Raw genomic sequence first — 20,423 nt, 5'->3', positions numbered from 1 at the left:
GGGTCGGCCTCCTGGTCTTCGGGCTCGGCCTCCCCGGTCGCGAACCTACCCGCTTCGGTTGCAGTCAACGGCTACTCGCCGTCGACAGCCTTGAGCCGCGGCTGCTCCTCGGCTGGCTTGCTGACGCCCACCCCGAGCTTCTCCTTGATGAGGCGTTCGAGCTCGTCGGCAAGTTCCGGGTTGTCCCGAAGGAACCGGCGCGAATTCTCCATGCCCTGGCCGAGCTGGTCACCGTCGTACGTGAACCACGAGCCCGACTTCTTGATAATGCCGTGCTCGACGCCCATGTCGATGATCCCGCCCTCACGCGAGATCCCCTGGCCGTAGATGATGTCGAACTCTGCCTGCTTGAAGGGCGGAGCCATCTTGTTCTTGACGATCTTCGCCTTCGTCCGGTTGCCGACCGAATCGGCACCCTCCTTGAGGGTCTGGACGCGACGCACGTCGATGCGGACCGAGGCGTAGAACTTGAGCGCCTTACCGCCTGTCGTCGTTTCGGGGGACCCGAAGAAGACGCCGATCTTCTCACGCAGCTGGTTGATGAAGATCGCCGTCGTCTTCGTCTGGTTGAGGCGACCCGTGACCTTGCGGAGGGCCTGGCTCATGAGCCGGGCCTGGAGGCCGACATGGCTGTCGCCCATCTCGCCCTCGATTTCCGCCCTGGGCACCAGGGCAGCAACGGAGTCGATCACGACGATGTCGATCGAGCCTGAACCGACCAGCATGTCCATGATCTCGAGGGCCTGCTCACCCGTGTCCGGCTGAGAGACGAGGAGCGCGTCGGTGTCGACGCCGAGCTTCGCGGCATATTCGGGGTCGAGCGCGTGCTCTGCGTCAATGAAGGCCGCGATGCCGCCGTTGCGCTGGGCATTGGCCACCGCGTGCAGGGCGACCGTCGTCTTGCCCGAGGACTCAGGGCCGTAGATCTCCACGACACGGCCGCGCGGGAGACCGCCGATGCCGAGGGCGACGTCGAGCGCGATCGAGCCCGTCGGAATGACCTCGATGGGGGCGCGCGTGTCGTCGCCGAGCCGCATGATCGAGCCCTTGCCGAACTGCTTGTCGATTTGCGCGAGAGCCGCCTCAAGGGCCTTTTCACGATCTGGCGCTGCCGCCATGGTCCACCTCCGGTCGGGGTTGTCGTTCAATCCACTCGCTACGCTACCGAGGGCCACCGACAGTCCAGCGACTCGCACTGGCCTATGTGGATAACCCGGCGGGAAACCGTGAATCTCCTCGACATCGAGGATACGCCGGACCGAACACACCTTCGAATAGGCGCCGCGGCGTGTTGCGCAGCCGTTCCCGCTTCAGGTTGCCGGTTCAGTCCTTGAGCGGCCGGTCCTTGCCCAGACGCCTTTCGGCTGGGACGTCCTGCATGTCGCACACGGCGAGCCACACGGTCCGGGGGTTCTGACCGGCCTTGAGGGCCTCGGCAGCTGTGCGTCCTCCCATCGACGTCAGCACGAGCGTGGACGCGAGGACCCGCGCATAGCCCGCGCCGAACTCGTCCTCCATGAGCCGCCAGAAGTCGCTGTGCCGCATCGCCCTATTCTCCCATCCCTGATCCCGGTTCACCCGCCCACCTATGATGGGCTCATGCCCACCCCGAGCCAGGAACCGGAAGAGTTCGACGAGGCGTTCGAGTCGATCGAACAGCAGTTGAGCCTCTTCTGGCGCCGCGCCCGCGCCGTCTCGCACACGATCTCACGCTCCCTGCACCCCGAGATCGAACCGGGCGCCTACGGCCTGCTCATGATCCTCCTGAGGGAGGGTCCGCTCCGGGTCACCGAACTCGCGGCCCTCATCGGCATCGGCAAGCCCTCGGTGAGCCGGCAGGTTGCGCTGCTCGAACAGCTCGGGCTCGTGGTCAAGGAAGACGATCCCGACGACCGCCGTGCGCAGAGGGTGACCCTCAGCGCAGCCGGAGCCGCCGAAGTCGGCGAGCTGCGGCGTCGCCGACTCTCATTCTTCCGCGAGGCACTCGGCTCATGGGACCTGTCCGATCTTTCGAGCCTCGCCGGCTACTTCTCGCGCCTCAACGAGGCCCTCGCGATCGCGGGACGGCGAAGGTCGCAGGCACTCAGGCACACGCAGGAGGGGCCGGACTCGAGTCCGGCCCCTCCTGAAGACAGCCTTTCAGCTGACTGAGACTAGTGTGATCCGCTGAGTTCGATGCCGAGCTCTTCGGTGAGGTCGCGTCCGTAGCGCTGGGAGAACTCCTGGGGAACCGTGTCCGGCACGGAGACTCCCTCGGCGACGGCGACGCGGTCGCTCACCTCGCGGAGCATGGCCGACAGCGGAACGTCCAATGCCGAGCAAATCGACGAGAGAAGCTCGGAAGATGCTTCCTTCTGGCCCCGCTCCACCTCGCTCAGGTATCCAAGTGAAACCCGGGCGTTGTGGGAGACTTCACGGAGCGTACGGCCCTGACGCTGGCGGACGTCGCGAAGGACGTCTCCAATCTCATGACGCAGAACTACCATCTTGCGCTCCTTCTTCTCTTCAGGGGCGATTTCAGCCAAGCCCACATCACGCCAGCGGACTACGCCATTGACGGTTACGGGCTGCTTGACCATGTGTATCAGTGCGCTCCTTGTTGGGCGGGGCCCGGTTTCCCGGGCTTCCGTGTGATCCATCCTAGTGCCGCCTATCCTCGGCGACACTAGGATCAACTCTCTGACGTGGTGGTTTGTTCCCCCATGACCTCAGGGCCTACCCAAAGTCGCAGCCCGCTCCCAGCTGAGCGCCGAGAGGAGCATCTCAAGGGCGGCATCCCGTGCAGCGCCCCGGATGTCCTCGCGCGAGCCGGAGAAGTGGCATTCGCGGACCTCGGTGCGCTCAGGACCCGCCACTGCGACGAACACGGTCCCCACGGGCTTGCCGTCCAGCGGATCGGGTCCGGCGACGCCCGTCGTCGACACGCCGTAGTCGGCCCTGCATGCAGCACGTGCCCCACGCGCCATCTGCCGAGCGACCTCGGCGTCCACGGATCCGGCTTCGGCGAGGAGCTCGCGCGAGACGCCGAGGAGGCCCGCCTTGACCTCGCTCGCATAGCTCACGACTCCGCCGCGCAGCATCCCCGAAGCGCCGGGGACATCGGCCAGCGTCGCCGCGACAAGGCCTGCGGTCAACGACTCCGCGGTGGCCGCGGTGGCTCCCTGGGCGATGAAGGCCGAGACGACGTCCTGTGCTCCCACTGTCATGGTCACCTCACCTTGCCTTCAGCGCCTCGGCACGGAGCCGCATCGCCTTGAGGACGTAGTCGACTCCGGTCACGACGGTCACCGCGACCGCGGCGAGCATGACGACGAGCGCCACCACGGGGACCGCCGGGGCTATGGACCGCAGCGGAAGGAGGAACAGCCCGAGGGCGACCGTCTGGAGCACCGTCTTGAGCTTCCCGCCCGACGACGCCGGCATGACTCCGTAGCGGATCACCACGAAACGCAGGGCAGTGATGCCCCATTCCCGGATGAGGATCACGATCGTGATCCACCACGGAAGCTCGCCCAGCACCGAGAGCAGCACCAGCGCGGCGCCGGTGAGGAGCTTGTCGGCAATCGGGTCGGCGATCTTCCCGAAATTCGTGACCAGGTTCCGACTGCGGGCAATCTGGCCGTCGAGCTGATCGGTGTACATCGCGAGGGCAAAGGCCCCGACCGCGAGCCATCGGAGGAGACCCTGCCGGGAGCCGTCCACGAGCATCAGCCAGACGAACACCGGGACGAGGACAATCCGGAACATCGTCAGGACGTTCGGCACATTCCAGAGGCGGGACGGCACCTTTCCCCTCTGCTCAGGACCCATCGGCTCGGGCGGCGGTGCGTTGGTCACTGACCCAGCCTAGCGGCCGGTGAGCTGCCAGGCGTCCTCGCCGCCGTCGTCGTCCTCGTCGTAGTACTCCGTCGCCTGGGTCCGGTCGTCGAGGTCCCGGGCAACGAGGTCTTCCGCGTAGGGCGAGTCGACCGCCTGGTCGCCCAGGCGGTGGTTTGCGTTTGCGTTGTCTGCGAGGGCCTGCTCGGCGTGGCTTGCCGGAGAGGCGGACGACGGCGCATCCTCGCCCCGGAGCGCGGCGAGCACCGCAGGCAGGTCATCCGGCTTCACCAGGACGTCGCGGGCCTTGGAACCCTCGGACGGGCCGACGACGCCTCGGCTCTCGAGGAGGTCCATGAGCCGCCCCGCCTTCGCGAAGCCGACCCGGAGCTTGCGCTGGAGCATCGACGTCGAGCCGAACTGGGTCGTCACGACGAGCTCGGTGGCCTGGAGCAGGACCTCGAGGTCGTCGCCGATCTCCTCGTCGATCTGCTTCTTCTCGGGCTCCGCGGCAACGTCCTCGCGGTAGGTGACCTGCAGCTGGCCCTTGACGTGCTCGACGACCTGGTGGATCTCCGACTCGGAGACCCACGCACCCTGCACACGCATCGGCTTGGAGGCGCCCATGGGCAGGAAGAGCGCGTCACCCTGTCCGATGAGCTTCTCCGCACCCGGCTGGTCGAGGACGACTCGGGAATCCGTCACGGACGACGTCGCGAAGGCCATGCGCGAGGGGACGTTCGCCTTGATGAGGCCCGTCACGACGTCGACCGACGGCCTCTGGGTCGCCAGCACGAGATGGATGCCAGCCGCACGCGCGAGCTGGGTGATGCGGACGATCGAGTCTTCGACGTCGCGCGGGGCGACCATCATGAGGTCCGCAAGCTCGTCGACGATCACGAGCAGGTAGGGGTAGGCCTTGACCTTCCGCTCCGAGCCGGGCGGCGGGACGACCTTTCCCGCACGCACTGCCTTGTTGAAGTCGTCGATGTGCTTGAAGCCGTAGTTCGCAAGGTCGTCGTAGCGGGCGTCCATCTCGCGGACGACCCATTGGAGCGCCTCCGCGGCCTTCTTCGGGTTGGTGATGATCGGGGTGATGAGGTGGGGGACGCCTTCGTAGGCGGTGAGCTCGACTCGCTTGGGATCGACCATGACCATGCGGACCTCGTCGGGGGTGGCACGCATGAGGATCGACGTGATCATGGAGTTCACGAACGAGGACTTGCCCGCGCCGGTGGCGCCCGCGACGAGCAGGTGGGGCATCTTGGCGAGGTTCGCGACGACGAAGCCGCCCTCGACGTCCTTGCCGACGCCCATGACCATCGGGTGGTCGGTGCGGCGCGCGTTCTGGCTGCGCAGGACGTCGCCGAGCGAGACCGTCTCGCGGTCGGTGTTGGGGATCTCGATGCCGATGGCGCTCTTGCCCGGGATGGGGCTCAGGATGCGCACGTCGGAACTCGCGACCGCGTACGCGATGTTCTTGCTCAGCGCGGTGACCTTCTCGACCTTCGTCCCGGACGCGAGCTCGATCTCGTAGCGCGTGACCGTGGGCCCGCGGCTGAAGCCCGTCACTTCGGCGTCGACGTTGAACTGCTGGAGCGTGTTCGTCAGGGCCGCGACGATCGCGTCGTTCGCCTCCGTGCGTTCCTTCGGCGCCGTGCCCTGGACGAGGAGCTCCGACGAGGGCAGGGTGTACGTGACGTCTCCGGCGAGCTGGAGCTGCTCCGTCCGCTGGGGAATGGGCGACGGCGGGGCCGCCGGCGGCCGGGGCGCGGACGGCACCGCCGCGGCGGCCTGGGCGAGGGCCGCGGGCACGGCCACGGTCGGAATGGACTCCGTCGCGTCCTCCGGGCCCTTGGCGTCGGCGCGGCTGCTGCCGCCGCGCGCGGCGCGGATCTTCTCGATCGCCGCCTCGGCTTGGGAACGTCCCGGAGCCGTCAGGGCCTCGGTGGGGTCGGGTTCGCCGACGACCGCCCGTTCGTAGGGCTCGTCGCCGGCGAAGCCCTCCGGCGCCTCCGCCTCTCCTGACTCCTGGGCGCGCCCGAAGAGACGGCGCTTCTTCTTGGCGGGCTTCTGCGGGCTCGGCGAGGCCTCGCGGGCGCGGCGCTCGGAGTCGTACAGGTAGCTGCGGTCATGCGCGTCGTCGTCGTGATGGTCCACGAGATCCGCGCCCACGAGGTGGTTCCAAGCTCCCCGGAGCCGCCGAGGGATGGCGGTGAACGGCGTCGCGGTGACGATCAGCACCGAGACGAAGGCGAGGAACGAGTAGACCAGGAGCGGAACAGCAGGATGGACCGTTGCCAGGAGCGAAGCCGCGAGGAAGCCGAGCATGCCGCCCGCGGCACGCAGTCCGTCGAAACCGCCCGAGACCGAGGGAAGGCCCCCGACGACGTCTGCGATCCCCGTGCCGGAGAAGGCCATGACGAGGAACCCGATGCCGACTCGGTTGTTCCCGCGCTGGTCCTCAGGATGGCGGAAGAGCCGGAACGCGCACACGGCGAGCATGAGCGGGAGCAGGAGCGAGATCCAGCCGAACGTCCCGTTGACCACCGCGTAGACCGCGTCGGGGAACCAGCCATGCCAGCCCCACCAGGCGAACGTCGCGATGAACACGGCCAGAGCGAGGTTGAACAGGCCGGCGCCGTCCCGGCGCACAGCCGGGTCGACGTCGCTCACGTCCGTGCCGATGCGGCGCACCCCTGCCCCCACCGTGTGGGCGATGGCCTGCCATGCTCCCCCGACGACGCGCGCGAGCCACGGCTGCCCGGAGTCCCGGGTCGTGACGGAGGAGGACCGGCCAGAGGGGCGCTTCGATCCGGAGCCAGAGCCCTTGGGCTGGCCGGCTCGGGTGGTCCGTGGCGCGGAGGAGGTGCGGGTCGCCATGTTCCCTACGGTAACGCGGAGGGCCGCCGATTCCGGGGACATCCACGGCTGGCGTCCCCGGTTCGGCGGCCCTCTTCCGGCTCGCGGTTCCCGATCAGGCCTCGAGCACCACGGGAATGATCATCGGACGCCGGCGCAGCTTGCGGCTCACCCAGGTTCCGATGACGCGGCGCACGACCTGCTGCAGCTGGTACGGCGTGTGGTCCGGCTTGGCGAGGATCGCTTCCTCGAGCGCCTCGTTGACCCTCGGGATGATGTCGTCGAAGACGGCGTCGTCCTCCGCCACGCCGCGGGCGTGGATCTCGGGGCCAGAGACAACCTTGCCGGTGGATCGGTTCACAACCGTGATCACGGAGATGAAGCCCTCGTCGCCCAGGATCCGCCTGTCCTTGAGGTCGGCGTCGGTGATTGCGCCGACGCTGCTGCCGTCGACGTACACGAAGCCGACCTCGACCTGGCCCACGATCCGTGCCCGGCCGTTCGCGAGGTCGACGACGGTGCCGTTGTCCCCGAGGATCACGCTGCCCGGCTCCATGCCGGTCTCGAGCGCGAGGTTCCCGTTCGCGATGAGATGGCGGGTCTCGCCGTGGACGGGCATCGCGTTGAGGGGCTCGATGATGTTGTAGCAGTAGAGGAGCTCCCCCGCCGCCGCGTGGCCCGAGACGTGCACCTTGGCATTGCCCTTGTGGACGACGTTCGCGCCGAGCTTGAGCAGGCCGTTGATGACACGGAACACCGCGTTCTCGTTGCCCGGGATGAGCGACGACGCAAGGATCACCATGTCCCCCGGGCCCACCTGGACGCGGTGGTCTCCGTTGGCCATCCGGGAGAGGGCAGCCATCGGCTCGCCCTGCGAACCGGTCGACATGAGGACGAGCTGGTGGTCGGGGTAGTCCTCGAGGTGCTTGACGTCGATGAGGATGCCCGGCGGGACGTCGAGGTAGCCGAGCTTCGCGGCGATGGTCATGTTCCGCACCATCGACCGACCGACGAAGGCGACCTTGCGGCCATGGTGGTGGGCCGCGTCGAGCACCTGCTGCACACGGTGGACGTGCGACGAGAAGCTCGCGACGATGACCCGCTTTCGGGCCTGGCCGAACAGGCGGTCGAGCACGGGCCCGATCTCCTTCTCGGCGGTCGTGAAGCCCGGGATGTCGGCGTTCGTCGAATCGGCCATGAGGAGGTCCACGCCCTCCTCCCCCAGCCGGGCGAAGTGCCGCAGGTCGGTGATGCGGCCGTCGAGCGGGAGCTGGTCCATCTTGAAGTCGCCGGTGTGGAGCACCGTTCCACCCGCCGTGCGGATGAACACCGCGAGGGCGTCGGGAATCGAGTGGTTGACGGCGACGAATTCGGTCTGGAAGGGGCCGAAGTCGAGCACCTGGCCCTCTTCGACCACCCGCAGCACCGGGGTGATGCGGTGCTCGGCGAGCTTCGCCTCGACGAGGGCGAGCGTGAGCTGCGACCCCACGAGGGGAATGTCCCGGCGGTGCCGGAGGAGGTACGGGACAGCCCCGATGTGGTCTTCGTGCCCATGGGTGAGCACGCAGGCCACGACGTCCTGGATGCGGTTCTCGATGTAGGAGAAGTCGGGCAGGATGAGGTCCACGCCCGGCTGATTCTCCTCAGGGAAGAGGACGCCGCAGTCGACGATGAGGAGCTTGCCGTCGATTTCGAAGACGGCCATGTTGCGGCCGACCTCGCCCAGTCCCCCGAGGGGCACGATGCGGAGCGTGCCCTGCGGCAGCTTCGGCGGCGTGGTGAGAACCGGGAGGGCAAGTTGGGTCATTGCTTCTTCTTTCTAGGCACAGGCCATGTAGCTAAGCACCGGCCATCTAGGCGAAGTCCATTCCGGCTTCGGCCAGGTCGGCTCGGATGAGGGCGAGCTCCGTGTCGCCCGGCTCCACAAGCGGGAGTCGGACGGTGGAGGTGGGCAGTACTCCCTGCCACGTGAGAACTTGCTTCGTCGCGACCGCGCCCTGGACTCGGGTCATGATGCCGCGGATGACGGGGTCGAGATCGAAGTGGATCTTTCGGGCCGTGGCGAAGTCGCCGGCAAGGGCAGCGTCGACCAGGGCACGGAACTGCTTGGTGGCAACGTGGGCCGTGACGCTGACGACGCCGAGGGCGCCGGCGGCCATCCACGGGAGGGTGAGGCCGTCGTCGCCTGAGTAGACGGCGAGGTCCGTCTTTGCCAGGACCCGGGTGAGCGAGGCGAAGTCCGCCTTGGCGTCCTTGAGGCCCTGGATGTTCGGGTGCTCCGCGAGCCGGAGAATCGTCTCGGTCGCGATCGGGATGCCCGTGCGGCCGGGGATGTCGTAGAGCATGACGGGGAGCTCGACGGCGGACGCGATGGCCTCGAAGTGGGCCTGGACTCCCGCCTGGCTGGGCTTGTTGTAATAGGGGGTGACGAGCAGGAGTCCGTCCACCCCGAGGTCCGCCGCCCGGCGGGAGAGGCTGATGGAGTGACGCGTATCGTTCGTCCCGGTGCCGGCAATGACCTTCGCCCGGCCGCCGACGGCCTCGAGGACCGCCTTGAACATGCCGAGGTTCTCCTCGTCGGTGAGGGTCGAGGTCTCTCCCGTGGTGCCGGTGACGACGAGCCCGTCGCACCCGTCGTCGACAAGCTTCGCCGCCAGCTGACCCGCCGCTTCGTAGTCGACCTCGCCGTCCTTGGTGAAAGGGGTCACCATGGCGGTCAGGAGAGTGCCGAAAGTTTGCGTCCGGATGTCAGAGTCAGCCATGCTCAAAACGTTACCCTGTCGCGGCAGGTCCTGGACAACGGCGGGCGCGCGTCCTACCGCCTGTAACGGTCGAGCGCGGACCTAAAGAGAAGGGCCGAGACCACCTCCGGGCCCGATCCGCGCGCCTGCGTCATGCGGTGGCCGTCAGGGCCCCACACGCCGCTCCCTCCGCAGGAGCGGCCCAACGAGGTCGTTCCCGCGGCGTTCGCGAGGAGCGCGAAGAAGCGGCTGTCCATCGCTCTGGCCCCGAAATGCAGGTCGAGACGCCGCTCGTCCCCCACGGCGTAGACCGCGGACGCCGCGTAGAGGTCGGCCCCCGCCGCCGCTGCTTCGGCCGCGTGCGAAGGCTTCGCGACGTCGAAGCAGACGGCAAGCGCGATGCTCCATCCGTCGATGTCGACGAGGGTTGGCCCTCCCCCGGGCTCGAAGTAGTGTTGTTCGTCACCGCAGAGGTGTGTCTTGGGCGCGATGAGCGGTATGGTCCCCGGGCGCAGGAGCACGGAGGCGAGGCGCGGCGTGCCGTCGGGCTCCCGGACTGCCGCCCCGACGACGGCGACAATCCCCATGTCCTCGCAGGCCGCCTGGATCTCGGCGAGTTCGACGGACGGATTCGTCAGCCAGCACGCATCGTCGTCGAGCCGCGAGAGGTCGTAGCCGATGAGTGAGAGTTCGGGGAACACGGCGACGCGGGCTCCGTGGTCGTCCGCGTCCTCGAGGGCACTCACGTGCGCATGGATATTCGCCGCGATCCCGCCCGGGCTCGACTCGTACTGCACGGCTGCGACGGTGAGCTCAGCGGACATGCGGCCCATATTAGGGCATCAGCATGGGAGTCTCAGAGGGCGTCGAACCGGACGACGACGGCAGGTCTCCGCGGGAGCGGCGCGTTCCTCCGGTCGGTGTGCGGGCCCGCCGGGATCCGGGGCCGCCCCGCCGCGGGACAGGCGGCAGGGCGGGCCCGGACGTCTTGTCGCGGACATCCGACCGCTCGAGTTCGAGCATATCGAACGCATGTTCGAACGGCAAGAGGTGGATTCGAAGGCTCAGTGGCCGTGGCCCGTGGCCCCCGCGGTTCCACGGTGGAGGGCGATGGCGTGGCGCATCGCGGCCCGGGCACGCTTGCGGTCGCCCGAGGCGTCGTACGCGAGCCCAAGGCGGTACCACGAACGCCAGTCCTCAGGTGCGGCCTCGGTCTCGGCCTGGTATTTGGGGAATTCGGCGTCGGCCGACGAGCGCACGATGCGGCCGCCCGGCGTGCGCGGCAGGGCATCCACGGGCAGCCCGCCCTCGGCGTCGAGCTCGCGGCCCAGCCGCTCGAGCCCGCTGCCGAACATGATCTCCCGCACGAGCGCCCACGCCCCGATGACCGGCAGCACGAGGTATCCGGCTCCGATGGCCTTCGCGATGGGCTGGGGATCGGCCAGGAGCAGGAACGCGCGGTTGAAGGTGAGCACGAGGTAGAACACGAGCAGCAGGGCGACTCCTGCGACCCACAGCTTGGTCCTGTGCTGCCTGATCCAGTCCACGCTCAGAGCCCCAGGTCCAGATAGCCGTCGAGACCGACGGTCAGGCCGGGGTGCTCGGCGACACCGCGCAGGCCGAGGAGGACGCCGGGCATGAACGAGGCCCGGTCGAACGAGTCGTGGCGGATCGTCAGCTGCTCTCCGGCGCCCCCGAGCAGGACCTCCTGATGGGCAACGAGCCCGCGGAGGCGGACTGCGTGCACCCGCACCCCGTCGACTTCGGCGCCGCGGGCGCCGTCGAGCTCCTTCTGGGTCGCATCCGGCGACGCGCCGAGCCCGGCCTCGGCCCGGTTCGCCGCGATGAGCTGGGCGGTCCGGATGGCGGTCCCTGACGGCGCGTCGATCTTGTCGGGATGGTGCAGTTCGACGATCTCCACGGACTCGAAGTAGCGGGAGGCCTTCGCGGCGAATGCCGTGGCGAGTACGGAACCGAGCGCGAAATTCGGCGCGATGAGCACGCCCACGCCGTCGTGCTCTGCCAACAGGACGCGGAGTCGGTCGAGCCGCTCGCCGGTCCACCCGGTGGTCCCGACGACGGCGTGCACACCGTGCTCGACGGCGAAGCGGACGTTCCGCTCGGTGGCGTCAGGCACGGTGAGGTCGACGACGTAGCGGGCTCCGGCGTCGACGATCGGCTCGAGTGCGTCGTCGCGGCCCAGCGCGGCCACGAGCTCCATGTCCGGGGCCGCCTCGACGGCCCTCACCGCCTCGGATCCCATGCGCCCGTTTGCACCCAGCACTGCCACGGGAAGTCGTTCTGCCATGGGTTCAAGCCTAATGGAGCGCATCAGCCGAGCGCCGCGACCCACTCCTTGCCGCCGTCGTCGAAGAACTGCTCCTTCCAGATGGGCACCTCGGCCTTGACCCGGTCCACGAGGTCCGAGCACAGGCGGAACGCCTCGCCGCGGTGGGCCGAGGAGACGGCGCAGACGAACGCCACATCGCCGACTCCGAGGTCGCCGATCCGGTGCGCGATCCATACGCGCATCGCGCGCTCCGAGGCCCCGCGCCGCTCGAGATGCTCCGAGACGACCGCGTCGATCACGCCGCGGAGGGCGGCCTGGGCGGTCGGATGCGCCGTGTAGTGGAGCCGGAGGACGCCGCGGCCCTCGTGGTGGTTGCGCACGACCCCGGCGAAGGAGACGACGGCGCCGGCGTCCGCGGCGTCGACGGCCTGCCGGGCCGCAGACTCGTCGAGGGGCTCGCGGGAGATCTCCGCGTGGACGATCTCGACCTGTTCCGAGGCGTTATCAGTGGCCATGCCCGCCCTCCAGCTGGTCGCACAGGTGCCCGATGAGCGGGTCGAGCACGGTGAGGCCGTCCATGACGCCCGATGGCGAACCCGGGAGATTCACGACGAAGGTCCTCCCCGCGACTCCCGCATGCCCGCGGCTGAGCGCCGCAAGCGGGGTCTTCGCCGCTCCGGCACGGCGGATGGCTTCCATGATGCCCGGGATCTCCCGGTCCAGGAGCGGCAGCGTCTCTTCCGGCGTGGCATCGTCGGGGCTCAGGCCCGTACCGCCGCTCGTGACGACGACGGACGGCGCGAGCGCGAGGAGTCCTCGGAGCGCGGCTCCGACGGGGGGCCCATCGGGAACCACGGCGGCCGGGACGACGTCGAAGCCGTGCTCGGCGAGCCAGTCGGCGATGACGGGCGCCGACTGGTCCTCGTAGACTCCCGTCGCCGCCCGGGTCGAGGCGATGACGATGCCTGCCCGGCGCGTCACGCGGGCTCCCCCGCCGCGTCCCCCGGTACCCCCGGCTCCTGCGACAGGGCCCAGTCTCCGCTCTTTCCGCCGCTCTTCGCGAGCACCTTGACCTCGCCGATCACGGCGTGCTTGTCCACGGCCTTGACCATGTCGTAGACGCCGAGCGCCGCGACGGATGCGGCGGTGAGCGCCTCCATCTCGACCCCTGTCACGCCCCGGGTCTTGACGGCCGCAAGGATACGGACAGAGTTCTCGGAGAGCTCGAAGTCGACGGTCACCTTGGAGATCGGGAGGGGATGGCACAGGGGAATGAGCTCGGGGGTCCTCTTGGCTGCCATGATTCCGGCCACGCGAGCGACGGCGAGCGCGTCGCCCTTGGGGAGGCCGCCCTCGGACAGGAGCGAGATGACCTCGGTGGTCGTGCGCAGCACGGCCTGGGCGGTTGCCTCACGGCTCGTCTCGGGCTTTTCGCTCACGTCGACCATGTAGGCGCTGCCGTCAGGGCGCACGTGAGTGAGTCCCTGGGGGTGTTCGGAGTCGTTCACAGGAGCCATACTTCCACGTCGGCGCCAGCCGGAAGCCCAGTCACGTCCTCGGGCACCAGGACGAGGGCATCGGAGGCGGCGAGCGCGCCGAGGAGATGGGAACCGGGGCCGCCGACCAGGCTGGCGCGCCCGTCCTCGTCGACGCGGGCGCGCCGCACCTGGAGCTTTCCGGACGGCGAGTCGAGGGGGGCGGCGAGCGGGAGCCGGAGGCGCCGACGGGCGGCTGGCACACCGAGGAGCTCCGCGAGGACGGGCCTCAGGAGGATCTCCCATGAGACCCAGCAGCTCACCGGGTTACCGGGGAATCCGAGGAACGGCACGCCGGCCACCCGCCCGATCCCCTGTGGGCCGCCGGGCTGCATCGAGAGGTGGACGAACTCGACGTCTGCGTCCGCGAGCGCGAGCTTCGTCGCCTCGAACGCGCCCTTCGAAACGCCTCCCGTGGTCACGAGGAGGTCCGCGGACCGGGCGGCCTGGGCGAGGGCCGCCCGGAGCGCGTCCGGATCGTCGCTGCGCACCGCCGTCGCCGTGGCCTCGACTCCCCCGTCGCGCAGTGACCCGACGAGGAGGGCACCGTTGGAGTCGTAGATCTGGCCCGGCGAGAGCGGCTCGCCGGCCGCGGCGAGCTCGGCCCCCGTGCTGACGACGGCGACACGCAGCGGTGGCCGGACGGGCAGTTCCGTGAGCCCCAGGGCGGCGGCAAGACCAAGCTGTGCCGGACCGAGACGAGTCCCCGCGGCGAGCACGATGCGGCCGGCAGCGACGTCGCTCCCGGCACGCCGCACGTACGTGCCTGGATCGACGGCGGGCAGCACGACGCGCGCGTGGTCCATGAGCTCAGCGGGCTCGGGGAAGCGCGGGGGCTGCGCCCGCTCGACGGGAACCACTGCATCGGCGCCGTCGGGAAGCATGGCTCCGGTCATGATGGGCGCCGCCTGCCCGGGCGCGAGCGGAGCCGGGACCGTGCCGGCAGGAATGGGCCGCACGGGCACGAAGGCGCGCCCCATCGCGAGCTCCCCCGGCCCGAAATCCGAGCTCCGCACTGCGAAGCCGTCCATCTGCGAGTTGTCGAAGGGCGGGAGGCTGACCGGGGCGGCGAGGTCAGCCGCCAGGGCGAGGCCGAGGGCTCCGTCGAGGTGGCGCACGACAGGCGCGCGCTGGGCGAGCGGCGCGAGGAGGTCCCGGATGGACCTCCGGTGGTCGTCGACGCTCGTTCCCATGCTCAACCTCCTGCCTCGATGGTGACGGAGTGGTAGCCGCTCGCCCCGTCGGGCGGCGGGGGCGCTGCCTGGTCCGTCTGGAGTGCGCCCGTCCCGTCCGTGGCACGCACCGTGATCCGGTGCCTTCCTGCAGAGAGCTGCACCTTCGCCGACCATTGGTACCACGTGTCGCGGGAGATCCCCGTGCCGAGGACGGCAGGCTGCCAATTGCCGTCGTCGACCATGACCTCGACCTTGGAGATCCCGCGGTGCTGTGCCCACGCCACTCCGCCGACCATCACGTCGCCGGTCGGGACCCGGGCGGCGTCCTTGGGGACGTCGATGCGGGACGACGTCTTGATGGGGCCGCGCTCCGACCAGCCGCGGGTCGACCAGTAGGCCTGGTCGGCCGCGAAGGTCGTGACCTTGAGCTCGCTGACCCACTTGGTCGCGGAGACGAAGCCGTAGAGTCCGGGCACGATCATCCGGACCGGGAAGCCGTGCTCCGGTGGGAGGGGCTCGCCGTTCATGGCGATCGCCAGCATCGCGTCGGTCCCCGTGTCAGTGAGCACCTCGAGCGGGGTGCTCGCGCTGAAGCCGTCGACACTGCGCGAGAGGACCATGTCGGCTCCGGCCTTGGGCCGCGCCCGTGCCAGCAGTTCGCGGATCGGCCAGCCGAGCCAGCGTGCGTTGCCGATGAGGTTTCCGCCGACGGGGTTCGAGACGCACGCGATCGTCACGTACCGCTCGATGAGCGGCTGGGCCAGGAGCTCGTGCCACGAGATGCTGAGCGGCTCCTCGACCATTCCGGTGACCTGCAGCGACCAGCCGTTCGGATCCACTGAGGGAACCACGAGGGCCGTGTCGATCCGGTAGAAGCCGGCGCTGGGCGTCACGAGCGGGTCGATGCCGGAGAGCCCGACCGAGGCACTCGGGGGCACCGGCGGCGCAGGCGAAGCGGGAGTGGGCAGCCGGAGGGCGTCCCGGGCTGCGCTGGCCGCGAGGGCTGTGCCGCGGACGACGGCGGTCACGACTCCGCCGAGGGCTACGACCACGGCGCTGCCCGCCATGGCCCTCAGGAACTTCCGGCGTGCGAGCCCGGGTTCGCCGTCAGGGTCTGCAGGACCGCTGTCTTCTGCCCGGAGGGCCTTGACGAGCCAGCGCACGAGGGCTGCGGCGACAGCGGCAGCGGCGACGGCACACGCGATGGCGAGCGGATTCGACAGGGACCGCGTCGCGACGGCGGCGATCCCCACGATGCCGATGAGGGTTGCGACGGCCACACCGGCGCCGGGGCGGTGGAGCTCGAGGACGCCCGCCGCGGCACCGACGGCCAGCAGCACGATCGAGATCACGGTGACGAGGAAGGTCTTGTCTCCCGTCCCGAACGTCTGGATCGCCCATTCCTTGGCGGGAGGCGGCGCGAAGTCGACCACCGCGCTCCCAACCGCGGAGACGGGGCTGAGCGACGGGCTCGCGAGGCCCGCGAGCAGCTCGCCCGCGAGGACCCCCGCGACGGCGGCGAGCACTCCCGCTGCGGCCGACCACCAGTACGGATGCCGCGCCGTGTTGACCGGGGGGCGCAGCTGGGTTGCTCCCATGGTTCCAGAATAGGTCCGTATCCTGAGCGCAAGCGGGGCGTGGTGGGGGCCACTGGCGTAACGTGGACCTATGACAGTAGAGCGCCCTGCCCCCAAGGGGCTGCTGGGGGAACTGCCGGCCTCCGAAGGGCTGCGCGATCAGTTCGGGCGTGTGGCGACGGACCTCCGTCTTTCGCTGACCGACAAATGCAACCTGCGCTGCTCATACTGCATGCCCGCGGAGGGCCTCGAGTGGCTTTCGAGACAGGCCGTGCTCACCGCGGACGAGATCATCCGGCTGGTCGGCATCGGCGTCGACAGGCTGGGCATCCGCGAGCTCCGCCTCACGGGAGGCGAGCCCCTCGTCCGGGCCGACGTCGTCGAGATCGTCGCGGGGCTGCGGGCCGCGCACCCCGACCTGCCGATCGCCCTGACCACCAACGCCGTCGGGCTTACTGCGAAGGCAGCGCCGCTCAAGGCCGCGGGCCTGACCCGGATCAACATCTCCCTCGACACCCTCCACCCCGGGACGTTCGCGCAGCTCACCCGGAGGCCGTTCTTCGACCGCGTGCTCGCCGGAATCGAAGCGGCCGACCGCGCCGGCCTCGGTCCGATCAAGATCAACGCGGTGCTCATGCGCGGGATCAACGACGGCGACGGCGCAGAACTCCTCGCATGGTGCCTCGAGCGCGGCTACGAGCTGCGGTTCATCGAGCAGATGCCCCTCGACGCCGACCACGGCTGGACGCGCGAGGGCATGGTCACCGCGTCGGAGATCCGCGAGCGCCTCGACGAGCGTTTCCTGCTCTCCCCCGACCCGAGGGCGCGCGACGGCGCTCCCGCCGAGCGCTTCGAGGTCCGCGACCGCGACGCCGCAGCCGGCGAGGCACCGCTGGGGCCGCCGCTGGGGACAGTCGGCATCATCGCATCCGTCACCGAGCCGTTCTGCGCAGACTGCAAGCGGACCCGGGTCACCGCGGAGGGCAAGGTCATGAGCTGCCTCTTCTCCCGCGAGGAGGTCGATCTCCGCGGCCTCCTGCGTGGCGGGGCCGACGACGACGAGATCGCCGCCCGCTGGCAGGACGCGATGTGGCTCAAGCCCCGTGCACACGGCATGGGCCACGTCGGCCTCGGTGCCCCCGACTTCGTCCAGCCCGACCGCTCCATGAGCGCGATCGGAGGCTGAGGCACGAGGATGGTCATCACCCTCCGGTACTACGCCGCGGCCTCCGCCGCCGCCGGCGTCGAGAGCGAGGCCCTCGAGGTCCCTGACGGCGCCACCCTCGCCCGCGTCCTGGAGGCAGCCCGCGCCGTCGTCCGGTCGCCGGGCGGCGACGCGCCCGTGCTCGCCGACGTCCTGCGCCGGTGCTCGTACCTCGTCAACGAGGTCGCGGCCAAGGACCCCCAGCGGCGACTCGCCGAAGGGGACCTCGTCGACGTCCTCCCGCCGTTCGCGGGGGGATAGCGCGAGGATGGGCGCGTGATCTCCCAGGTCTTCACCACCTCCATCTCCGGCGACCCCGAACTCGTCCTCGAGACGCACCGCCTCCACCTCGAGGCCCCGAACTGGACGCGGGACGGGCGCGCGCTCATCCTCAACGGCGACGGCGTCCTGTGGCGCTTCGACCTCGCTACGAGCAGCCTGGACCGGATCCCGATCTCCGACGTCCCCGAACTCAACAACGACCACGTCCTCGACCCCGACGGCGAGCACGTCTTCGTCTCGGCCGAGGACGGCCACATCTACCGGGCGCAGCTCGCCGGAGGGCGCGCGTCCCGCGTCACCAACGACGACGGCCGGCTCCACTTCCTCCACGGCGTGAGCCCGGACGGCGGAACGCTCGCCTACGTCGGCGTCGAAGCCGAGGGCGACAACCGGTGGGGCCGTGTGAACATCTTCACCATCCCGTCGCAGGGCGGCCCTGACCGTCAGGTCACGTTCGGCACTGCGCCCGCCGACGGCTGCGAATTCTCCCCCGACGGCAGTTGGATCTACTTCAACACGGAGGCGTTCTCGCCCGGTCAGGCCCAGATCGCGCGCATCCCGTCCGAGGGCGGCGACGCCGAGCAGCTCACGTTCGACGAGCGGGTCAACTGGTTCCCGCACCTGACCCCGGACGGCACCGCGGCCGTGTACCTGAGCTACCCCTCGGGGACGCGGGGCCATCCGGGCGGCCTCGACGTCGAACTGTGCGTGGTCGCCGACGACTGGACCCAGCCGGTCCGGCGGCTGCCGCTCTGGGGAGGCCAGGGGACGATCAATGTCCCCAGCTGGTCCCCCGGCGGAGACCGCTTCGCATACGTCGCCTATCAGGAGTGATCCCTCCACGGATACGACCACGGGAGGACGACACGGGTCAGCGCGCGGCGTAGCGTTGGGGTATGAAGCGAATCTGGACCCGATGGCTGCCCGCGGCCGCTGTGCCAGCCGCTGTCGCGGTTGCCGTGCTCGCGGGAGGCGCCTCGGCCGTCCCACCGCCGTCGCCCTCGACCCCCGAACAGGTGCTCGCCCTCGTCGCAGCGCACACCGCCCGACAGTTCTCAGGGACCGTGGAAGAGAAGGCGGACCTCGGGCTGCCCTCGATCCCGTCCCAGGCGCTCGGTCCAGCGACCAACAGCGCGAGCCTCGGCTCCGCGGCAACGATCCTCGAACTCCTCACGACCTCGCACACTGCCCGTGTCTACGCCGACGGGCCGACGAAGCTCCGGGTGCAGGTCATGGACCAGCTCGCCGAACGGGATGCCGTGCGGAACGGGAACGACGCGTGGACCTACGACTCGAAGACCAATACCGCGACCCGGGTGAGCGTCCCCGCCGGCGGCTCGACGGCCGAGGGATCAGTGCCGAGCACAGCGTCGCCCAGCGTCCCCGCGGTCACTCCTGACCAGCTCGCCCAGCGCTTCCTGACCGCGGCAGGCACGAGCACGGACATCAGTCTGGGCCCCACCACCACGGTCGCCGGCCACACGGCCTACACGCTGGTTCTGACCCCCAAGACCCCGGGCACGCTCGTCGCCTCCGTTCAGATCGCCGTCGAGTCCCAGACCGGCCTCCCGCTCTCGGTAGACGTCTATGCCAAGGGCCAGTCCGACCCTGCGCTCCATACGGCCTTCCAGAATCTCGACCTCCACGCGCCGGATGCTTCCGTCTTCGCCTTCACGCCACCCGCGGGCGCGACGGTGAAGCAGGAGCCCCTCCCCGCCCCCAAGGCGGGCTCGGGAGCGACGCCCAAGGCGAGCGCGTCGCCCAAGCCTTCCCAGACCGGGTCCTCCCAGGCAAGCGCCGCGAAGAGCTGGGACTCCGTCGTCGTCATCCCGGCCGACAAGGTGCCCGCAGGGCTCACCGACTCGGCCCTCGTGAAGCAGCTCGCCTCGCCCGTCGCGGACGGGAAGCTGCTCTCGACCTCGCTCGTGAACGTCCTCGTCACGAACGACGGTAGGGTCGTCGCCGGAGCCGTCCCCGCAGCGACCCTCATGGCCGCCGCGAAGTGACGGAAGAGCTCGCTGTCCGCACCACCGGACTCACGAAGCGCTTCGGACACCAGACCGCCGTCGACCGCCTCGATCTCGCCGTGCCCCGAGGCGCCGTCTTCGGCTTCCTCGGACCCAACGGCTCGGGGAAGACGACGACGATCCGCATGCTCCTCGGGCTCGTCTCCCCGACCGAGGGCAACGCCGAGGTGCTCGGCGAGGGGATGCCCGACCGTCTCGCGAGCGTGCTCCCGCGAGTGGGAGCCCTGGTCGAGGGGCCCGCGTTCTATCCGTTCCTCTCGGGCGAGGCCAACCTCCGGCGCCTCGACACGGCGGACCCCAAGGCCTCCGCATCCTCCCAGCCGGGGCGTGTCGCACGAGCGCTCGAGCGGGTAGGGCTCTCGCATGCCGCGCACAAGAAGGTCCACGCCTACTCGCTCGGCATGAAGCAGCGCCTGGGCCTGGCCGGGGCGCTCCTCGCACCGCGCGAGCTGCTCGTCCTCGACGAGCCCACCAACGGCCTCGACCCGCAGGGGACGCGGGAGGTACGGTCGCTCATCCGCTCGCTCGCGGACGACGGCACGACCGTTTTCGTCTCGAGCCACCTTCTCGCCGAGGTCGAGCAGATCTGTACACATGCCGCGGTGCTTCGCGCCGGGCGGCTCGTCGCGCAGGGCCCCCTCGACGAACTCCGCGGCGCCGCGCGCCACCGCATCGAGGTCCGGACGCCGGATACCGGAGTCGCCGCCGACGTCCTGCGCAAGCTCGGCCTAGAACTGGAAGCCTCGGCCCCCGGCACGCTCACCGCGGAGGCCGACGGTGCGCCGCCCGCCGAGGACATCGTGGCAGCCCTCGTCCGGGCGGGAGCCCGGGTCAGAGGCTTCAGCGCCGCGGCACCGAGCCTCGAGGAACGCTTCGTCGAGCTGACCGGAGAGGGGTTCGACGTTGCCGAATAG

At 69.9% G+C, this 20,423-nt stretch carries 22 protein-coding genes; 6 read left to right on the top strand and 16 right to left on the bottom strand.

Annotated features, from left to right (window positions below; genetic code table 11):
• Positions 1-71: 71 nt before the first annotated feature.
• Positions 72-1,118 (bottom strand): recombinase RecA, encoded by a 1,047-nt coding sequence (recA, locus tag E6A21_RS08975; RefSeq protein WP_138443788.1) that lies wholly within the window; start codon positions 1,116-1,118, stop codon positions 72-74.
• Positions 1,119-1,323: 205 nt separating this feature from the next.
• A complete protein-coding gene (locus E6A21_RS08970) occupies positions 1,324-1,545 on the bottom strand; it encodes a DUF3046 domain-containing protein (protein ID WP_138443787.1) in 222 nt (73 codons plus the stop codon).
• A 54-nt stretch (positions 1,546-1,599) separates the two neighbouring features.
• Between E6A21_RS08970 and E6A21_RS08965 the strand changes: the two genes are divergently transcribed.
• On the top strand, positions 1,600-2,151 hold the full coding sequence (locus E6A21_RS08965; protein WP_138443786.1) for a MarR family winged helix-turn-helix transcriptional regulator: 552 nt from the start codon (positions 1,600-1,602) through the stop codon (positions 2,149-2,151).
• Between the two features lie 2 nt (positions 2,152-2,153).
• On the opposite strand, the gene E6A21_RS08960 is transcribed toward E6A21_RS08965, so the two are convergent.
• The 14 genes from E6A21_RS08960 to E6A21_RS08895 all read right to left on the bottom strand — a co-directional run bounded on the left by E6A21_RS08960 (position 2,154) and on the right by E6A21_RS08895 (position 16,017).
• On the bottom strand, positions 2,154-2,579 hold the full coding sequence (locus E6A21_RS08960) for a helix-turn-helix domain-containing protein (RefSeq protein WP_138443785.1): 426 nt from the start codon (positions 2,577-2,579) through the stop codon (positions 2,154-2,156).
• A gap of 129 nt (positions 2,580-2,708) precedes the next feature.
• A complete protein-coding gene (locus tag E6A21_RS08955) occupies positions 2,709-3,206 on the bottom strand; it encodes a CinA family protein (protein ID WP_138443784.1) in 498 nt (165 codons plus the stop codon).
• 7 nt (positions 3,207-3,213) lie between these two features.
• Positions 3,214-3,810 (bottom strand): CDP-diacylglycerol--glycerol-3-phosphate 3-phosphatidyltransferase, encoded by a 597-nt coding sequence (gene pgsA / locus E6A21_RS08950; protein ID WP_138443856.1) that lies wholly within the window; start codon positions 3,808-3,810, stop codon positions 3,214-3,216.
• A 36-nt stretch (positions 3,811-3,846) separates the two neighbouring features.
• Positions 3,847-6,699, bottom strand: a complete 2,853-nt coding sequence (locus tag E6A21_RS08945; protein WP_138443783.1) for an FtsK/SpoIIIE family DNA translocase — start codon at positions 6,697-6,699, stop codon at positions 3,847-3,849.
• Between the two features lie 94 nt (positions 6,700-6,793).
• Positions 6,794-8,485, bottom strand: a complete 1,692-nt coding sequence (locus tag E6A21_RS08940) for a ribonuclease J (RefSeq protein WP_138443782.1) — start codon at positions 8,483-8,485, stop codon at positions 6,794-6,796.
• Between the two features lie 46 nt (positions 8,486-8,531).
• Complete coding sequence (gene dapA, locus E6A21_RS08935) at positions 8,532-9,440, bottom strand: 4-hydroxy-tetrahydrodipicolinate synthase (protein WP_138443781.1); 909 nt, start codon at positions 9,438-9,440, stop codon at positions 8,532-8,534.
• Positions 9,441-9,493: 53 nt separating this feature from the next.
• A complete protein-coding gene (locus tag E6A21_RS08930) occupies positions 9,494-10,243 on the bottom strand; it encodes a carbon-nitrogen hydrolase family protein (RefSeq protein WP_138443780.1) in 750 nt (249 codons plus the stop codon).
• A 240-nt stretch (positions 10,244-10,483) separates the two neighbouring features.
• Complete coding sequence (locus E6A21_RS08925; protein WP_246036298.1) at positions 10,484-10,966, bottom strand: tetratricopeptide repeat protein; 483 nt, start codon at positions 10,964-10,966, stop codon at positions 10,484-10,486.
• Between the two features lie 2 nt (positions 10,967-10,968).
• A complete protein-coding gene (gene dapB / locus E6A21_RS08920) occupies positions 10,969-11,727 on the bottom strand; it encodes a 4-hydroxy-tetrahydrodipicolinate reductase (protein WP_138443779.1) in 759 nt (252 codons plus the stop codon).
• A gap of 23 nt (positions 11,728-11,750) precedes the next feature.
• Positions 11,751-12,224: a molybdenum cofactor biosynthesis protein MoaE gene (locus E6A21_RS08915; RefSeq protein WP_138443778.1), complete on the bottom strand. Its 474-nt coding sequence runs from the start codon at positions 12,222-12,224 to the stop codon at positions 11,751-11,753.
• The gene (locus E6A21_RS08910; RefSeq protein WP_246036296.1) at positions 12,214-12,690 is read right to left on the bottom strand and encodes a MogA/MoaB family molybdenum cofactor biosynthesis protein; all 477 of its coding nucleotides are present in this window, start codon (positions 12,688-12,690) and stop codon (positions 12,214-12,216) included. Before E6A21_RS08910 ends, E6A21_RS08915 begins: the two co-directional genes overlap by 11 nt.
• Positions 12,687-13,157 (bottom strand): cyclic pyranopterin monophosphate synthase MoaC, encoded by a 471-nt coding sequence (gene moaC, locus E6A21_RS08905; RefSeq protein WP_425471536.1) that lies wholly within the window; start codon positions 13,155-13,157, stop codon positions 12,687-12,689. Before moaC ends, E6A21_RS08910 begins: the two co-directional genes overlap by 4 nt.
• Positions 13,158-13,213: 56 nt before the next feature.
• Positions 13,214-14,437 (bottom strand): molybdopterin molybdotransferase MoeA, encoded by a 1,224-nt coding sequence (locus E6A21_RS08900; protein WP_246036294.1) that lies wholly within the window; start codon positions 14,435-14,437, stop codon positions 13,214-13,216.
• A gap of 2 nt (positions 14,438-14,439) precedes the next feature.
• Positions 14,440-16,017 (bottom strand): molybdopterin-dependent oxidoreductase, encoded by a 1,578-nt coding sequence (locus E6A21_RS08895; RefSeq protein ID WP_138443775.1) that lies wholly within the window; start codon positions 16,015-16,017, stop codon positions 14,440-14,442.
• 70 nt (positions 16,018-16,087) lie between these two features.
• On the opposite strand from E6A21_RS08895, the gene moaA reads away from it, so the two are divergent.
• The 5 genes from moaA to E6A21_RS08870 all read left to right on the top strand — a co-directional run bounded on the left by moaA (position 16,088) and on the right by E6A21_RS08870 (position 20,423).
• A complete protein-coding gene (moaA, locus tag E6A21_RS08890) occupies positions 16,088-17,182 on the top strand; it encodes a GTP 3',8-cyclase MoaA (protein WP_138443774.1) in 1,095 nt (364 codons plus the stop codon).
• 9 nt (positions 17,183-17,191) lie between these two features.
• Positions 17,192-17,461, top strand: coding sequence for a MoaD/ThiS family protein (locus tag E6A21_RS08885; RefSeq protein WP_342777850.1), 270 nt, complete (start codon positions 17,192-17,194; stop codon positions 17,459-17,461).
• A gap of 15 nt (positions 17,462-17,476) precedes the next feature.
• Complete coding sequence (locus tag E6A21_RS08880; protein WP_138443773.1) at positions 17,477-18,316, top strand: TolB family protein; 840 nt, start codon at positions 17,477-17,479, stop codon at positions 18,314-18,316.
• 62 nt (positions 18,317-18,378) lie between these two features.
• On the top strand, positions 18,379-19,488 hold the full coding sequence (locus tag E6A21_RS08875) for a LolA family protein (RefSeq protein WP_138443772.1): 1,110 nt from the start codon (positions 18,379-18,381) through the stop codon (positions 19,486-19,488).
• Positions 19,485-20,423, top strand: a complete 939-nt coding sequence (locus E6A21_RS08870) for an ABC transporter ATP-binding protein (RefSeq protein ID WP_138443771.1) — start codon at positions 19,485-19,487, stop codon at positions 20,421-20,423. The genes E6A21_RS08875 and E6A21_RS08870 overlap by 4 nt, the downstream gene beginning before the upstream one ends.

Source organism: Sinomonas susongensis (assembly GCF_005877005.1).
Lineage (GTDB): Bacteria > Actinomycetota > Actinomycetes > Actinomycetales > Micrococcaceae > Sinomonas > Sinomonas susongensis.
This window is presented reverse-complemented; position numbering and strand designations above follow the sequence as displayed.

What these genes read in the sequence shown, in the direction of transcription:
- recA (WP_138443788.1), bottom strand. Translation starts at nt 1,118, where the DNA reads ATGGCGGCAGCGCCAGATCGTGAAAAGGCCCTTGAGGCGGCTCTCGCG.
- E6A21_RS08970 (WP_138443787.1), bottom strand. Translation starts at nt 1,545, where the DNA reads ATGCGGCACAGCGACTTCTGGCGGCTCATGGAGGACGAGTTCGGCGCG.
- E6A21_RS08965 (WP_138443786.1), top strand. Translation starts at nt 1,600, where the DNA reads ATGCCCACCCCGAGCCAGGAACCGGAAGAGTTCGACGAGGCGTTCGAG.
- E6A21_RS08960 (WP_138443785.1), bottom strand. Translation starts at nt 2,579, where the DNA reads ATGGTCAAGCAGCCCGTAACCGTCAATGGCGTAGTCCGCTGGCGTGAT.
- E6A21_RS08955 (WP_138443784.1), bottom strand. Translation starts at nt 3,206, where the DNA reads ATGACAGTGGGAGCACAGGACGTCGTCTCGGCCTTCATCGCCCAGGGA.
- pgsA (WP_138443856.1), bottom strand. Translation starts at nt 3,810, where the DNA reads ATGGGTCCTGAGCAGAGGGGAAAGGTGCCGTCCCGCCTCTGGAATGTG.
- E6A21_RS08945 (WP_138443783.1), bottom strand. Translation starts at nt 6,699, where the DNA reads ATGGCGACCCGCACCTCCTCCGCGCCACGGACCACCCGAGCCGGCCAG.
- E6A21_RS08940 (WP_138443782.1), bottom strand. Translation starts at nt 8,485, where the DNA reads ATGACCCAACTTGCCCTCCCGGTTCTCACCACGCCGCCGAAGCTGCCG.
- dapA (WP_138443781.1), bottom strand. Translation starts at nt 9,440, where the DNA reads ATGGCTGACTCTGACATCCGGACGCAAACTTTCGGCACTCTCCTGACC.
- E6A21_RS08930 (WP_138443780.1), bottom strand. Translation starts at nt 10,243, where the DNA reads ATGTCCGCTGAGCTCACCGTCGCAGCCGTGCAGTACGAGTCGAGCCCG.
- dapB (WP_138443779.1), bottom strand. Translation starts at nt 11,727, where the DNA reads ATGGCAGAACGACTTCCCGTGGCAGTGCTGGGTGCAAACGGGCGCATG.
- E6A21_RS08915 (WP_138443778.1), bottom strand. Translation starts at nt 12,224, where the DNA reads ATGGCCACTGATAACGCCTCGGAACAGGTCGAGATCGTCCACGCGGAG.
- moaC (WP_425471536.1), bottom strand. Translation starts at nt 13,157, where the DNA reads ATGGTCGACGTGAGCGAAAAGCCCGAGACGAGCCGTGAGGCAACCGCC.
- E6A21_RS08900 (WP_246036294.1), bottom strand. Translation starts at nt 14,437, where the DNA reads ATGGGAACGAGCGTCGACGACCACCGGAGGTCCATCCGGGACCTCCTC.
- E6A21_RS08895 (WP_138443775.1), bottom strand. Translation starts at nt 16,017, where the DNA reads ATGGGAGCAACCCAGCTGCGCCCCCCGGTCAACACGGCGCGGCATCCG.
- moaA (WP_138443774.1), top strand. Translation starts at nt 16,088, where the DNA reads ATGACAGTAGAGCGCCCTGCCCCCAAGGGGCTGCTGGGGGAACTGCCG.
- E6A21_RS08885 (WP_342777850.1), top strand. Translation starts at nt 17,192, where the DNA reads ATGGTCATCACCCTCCGGTACTACGCCGCGGCCTCCGCCGCCGCCGGC.
- E6A21_RS08875 (WP_138443772.1), top strand. Translation starts at nt 18,379, where the DNA reads ATGAAGCGAATCTGGACCCGATGGCTGCCCGCGGCCGCTGTGCCAGCC.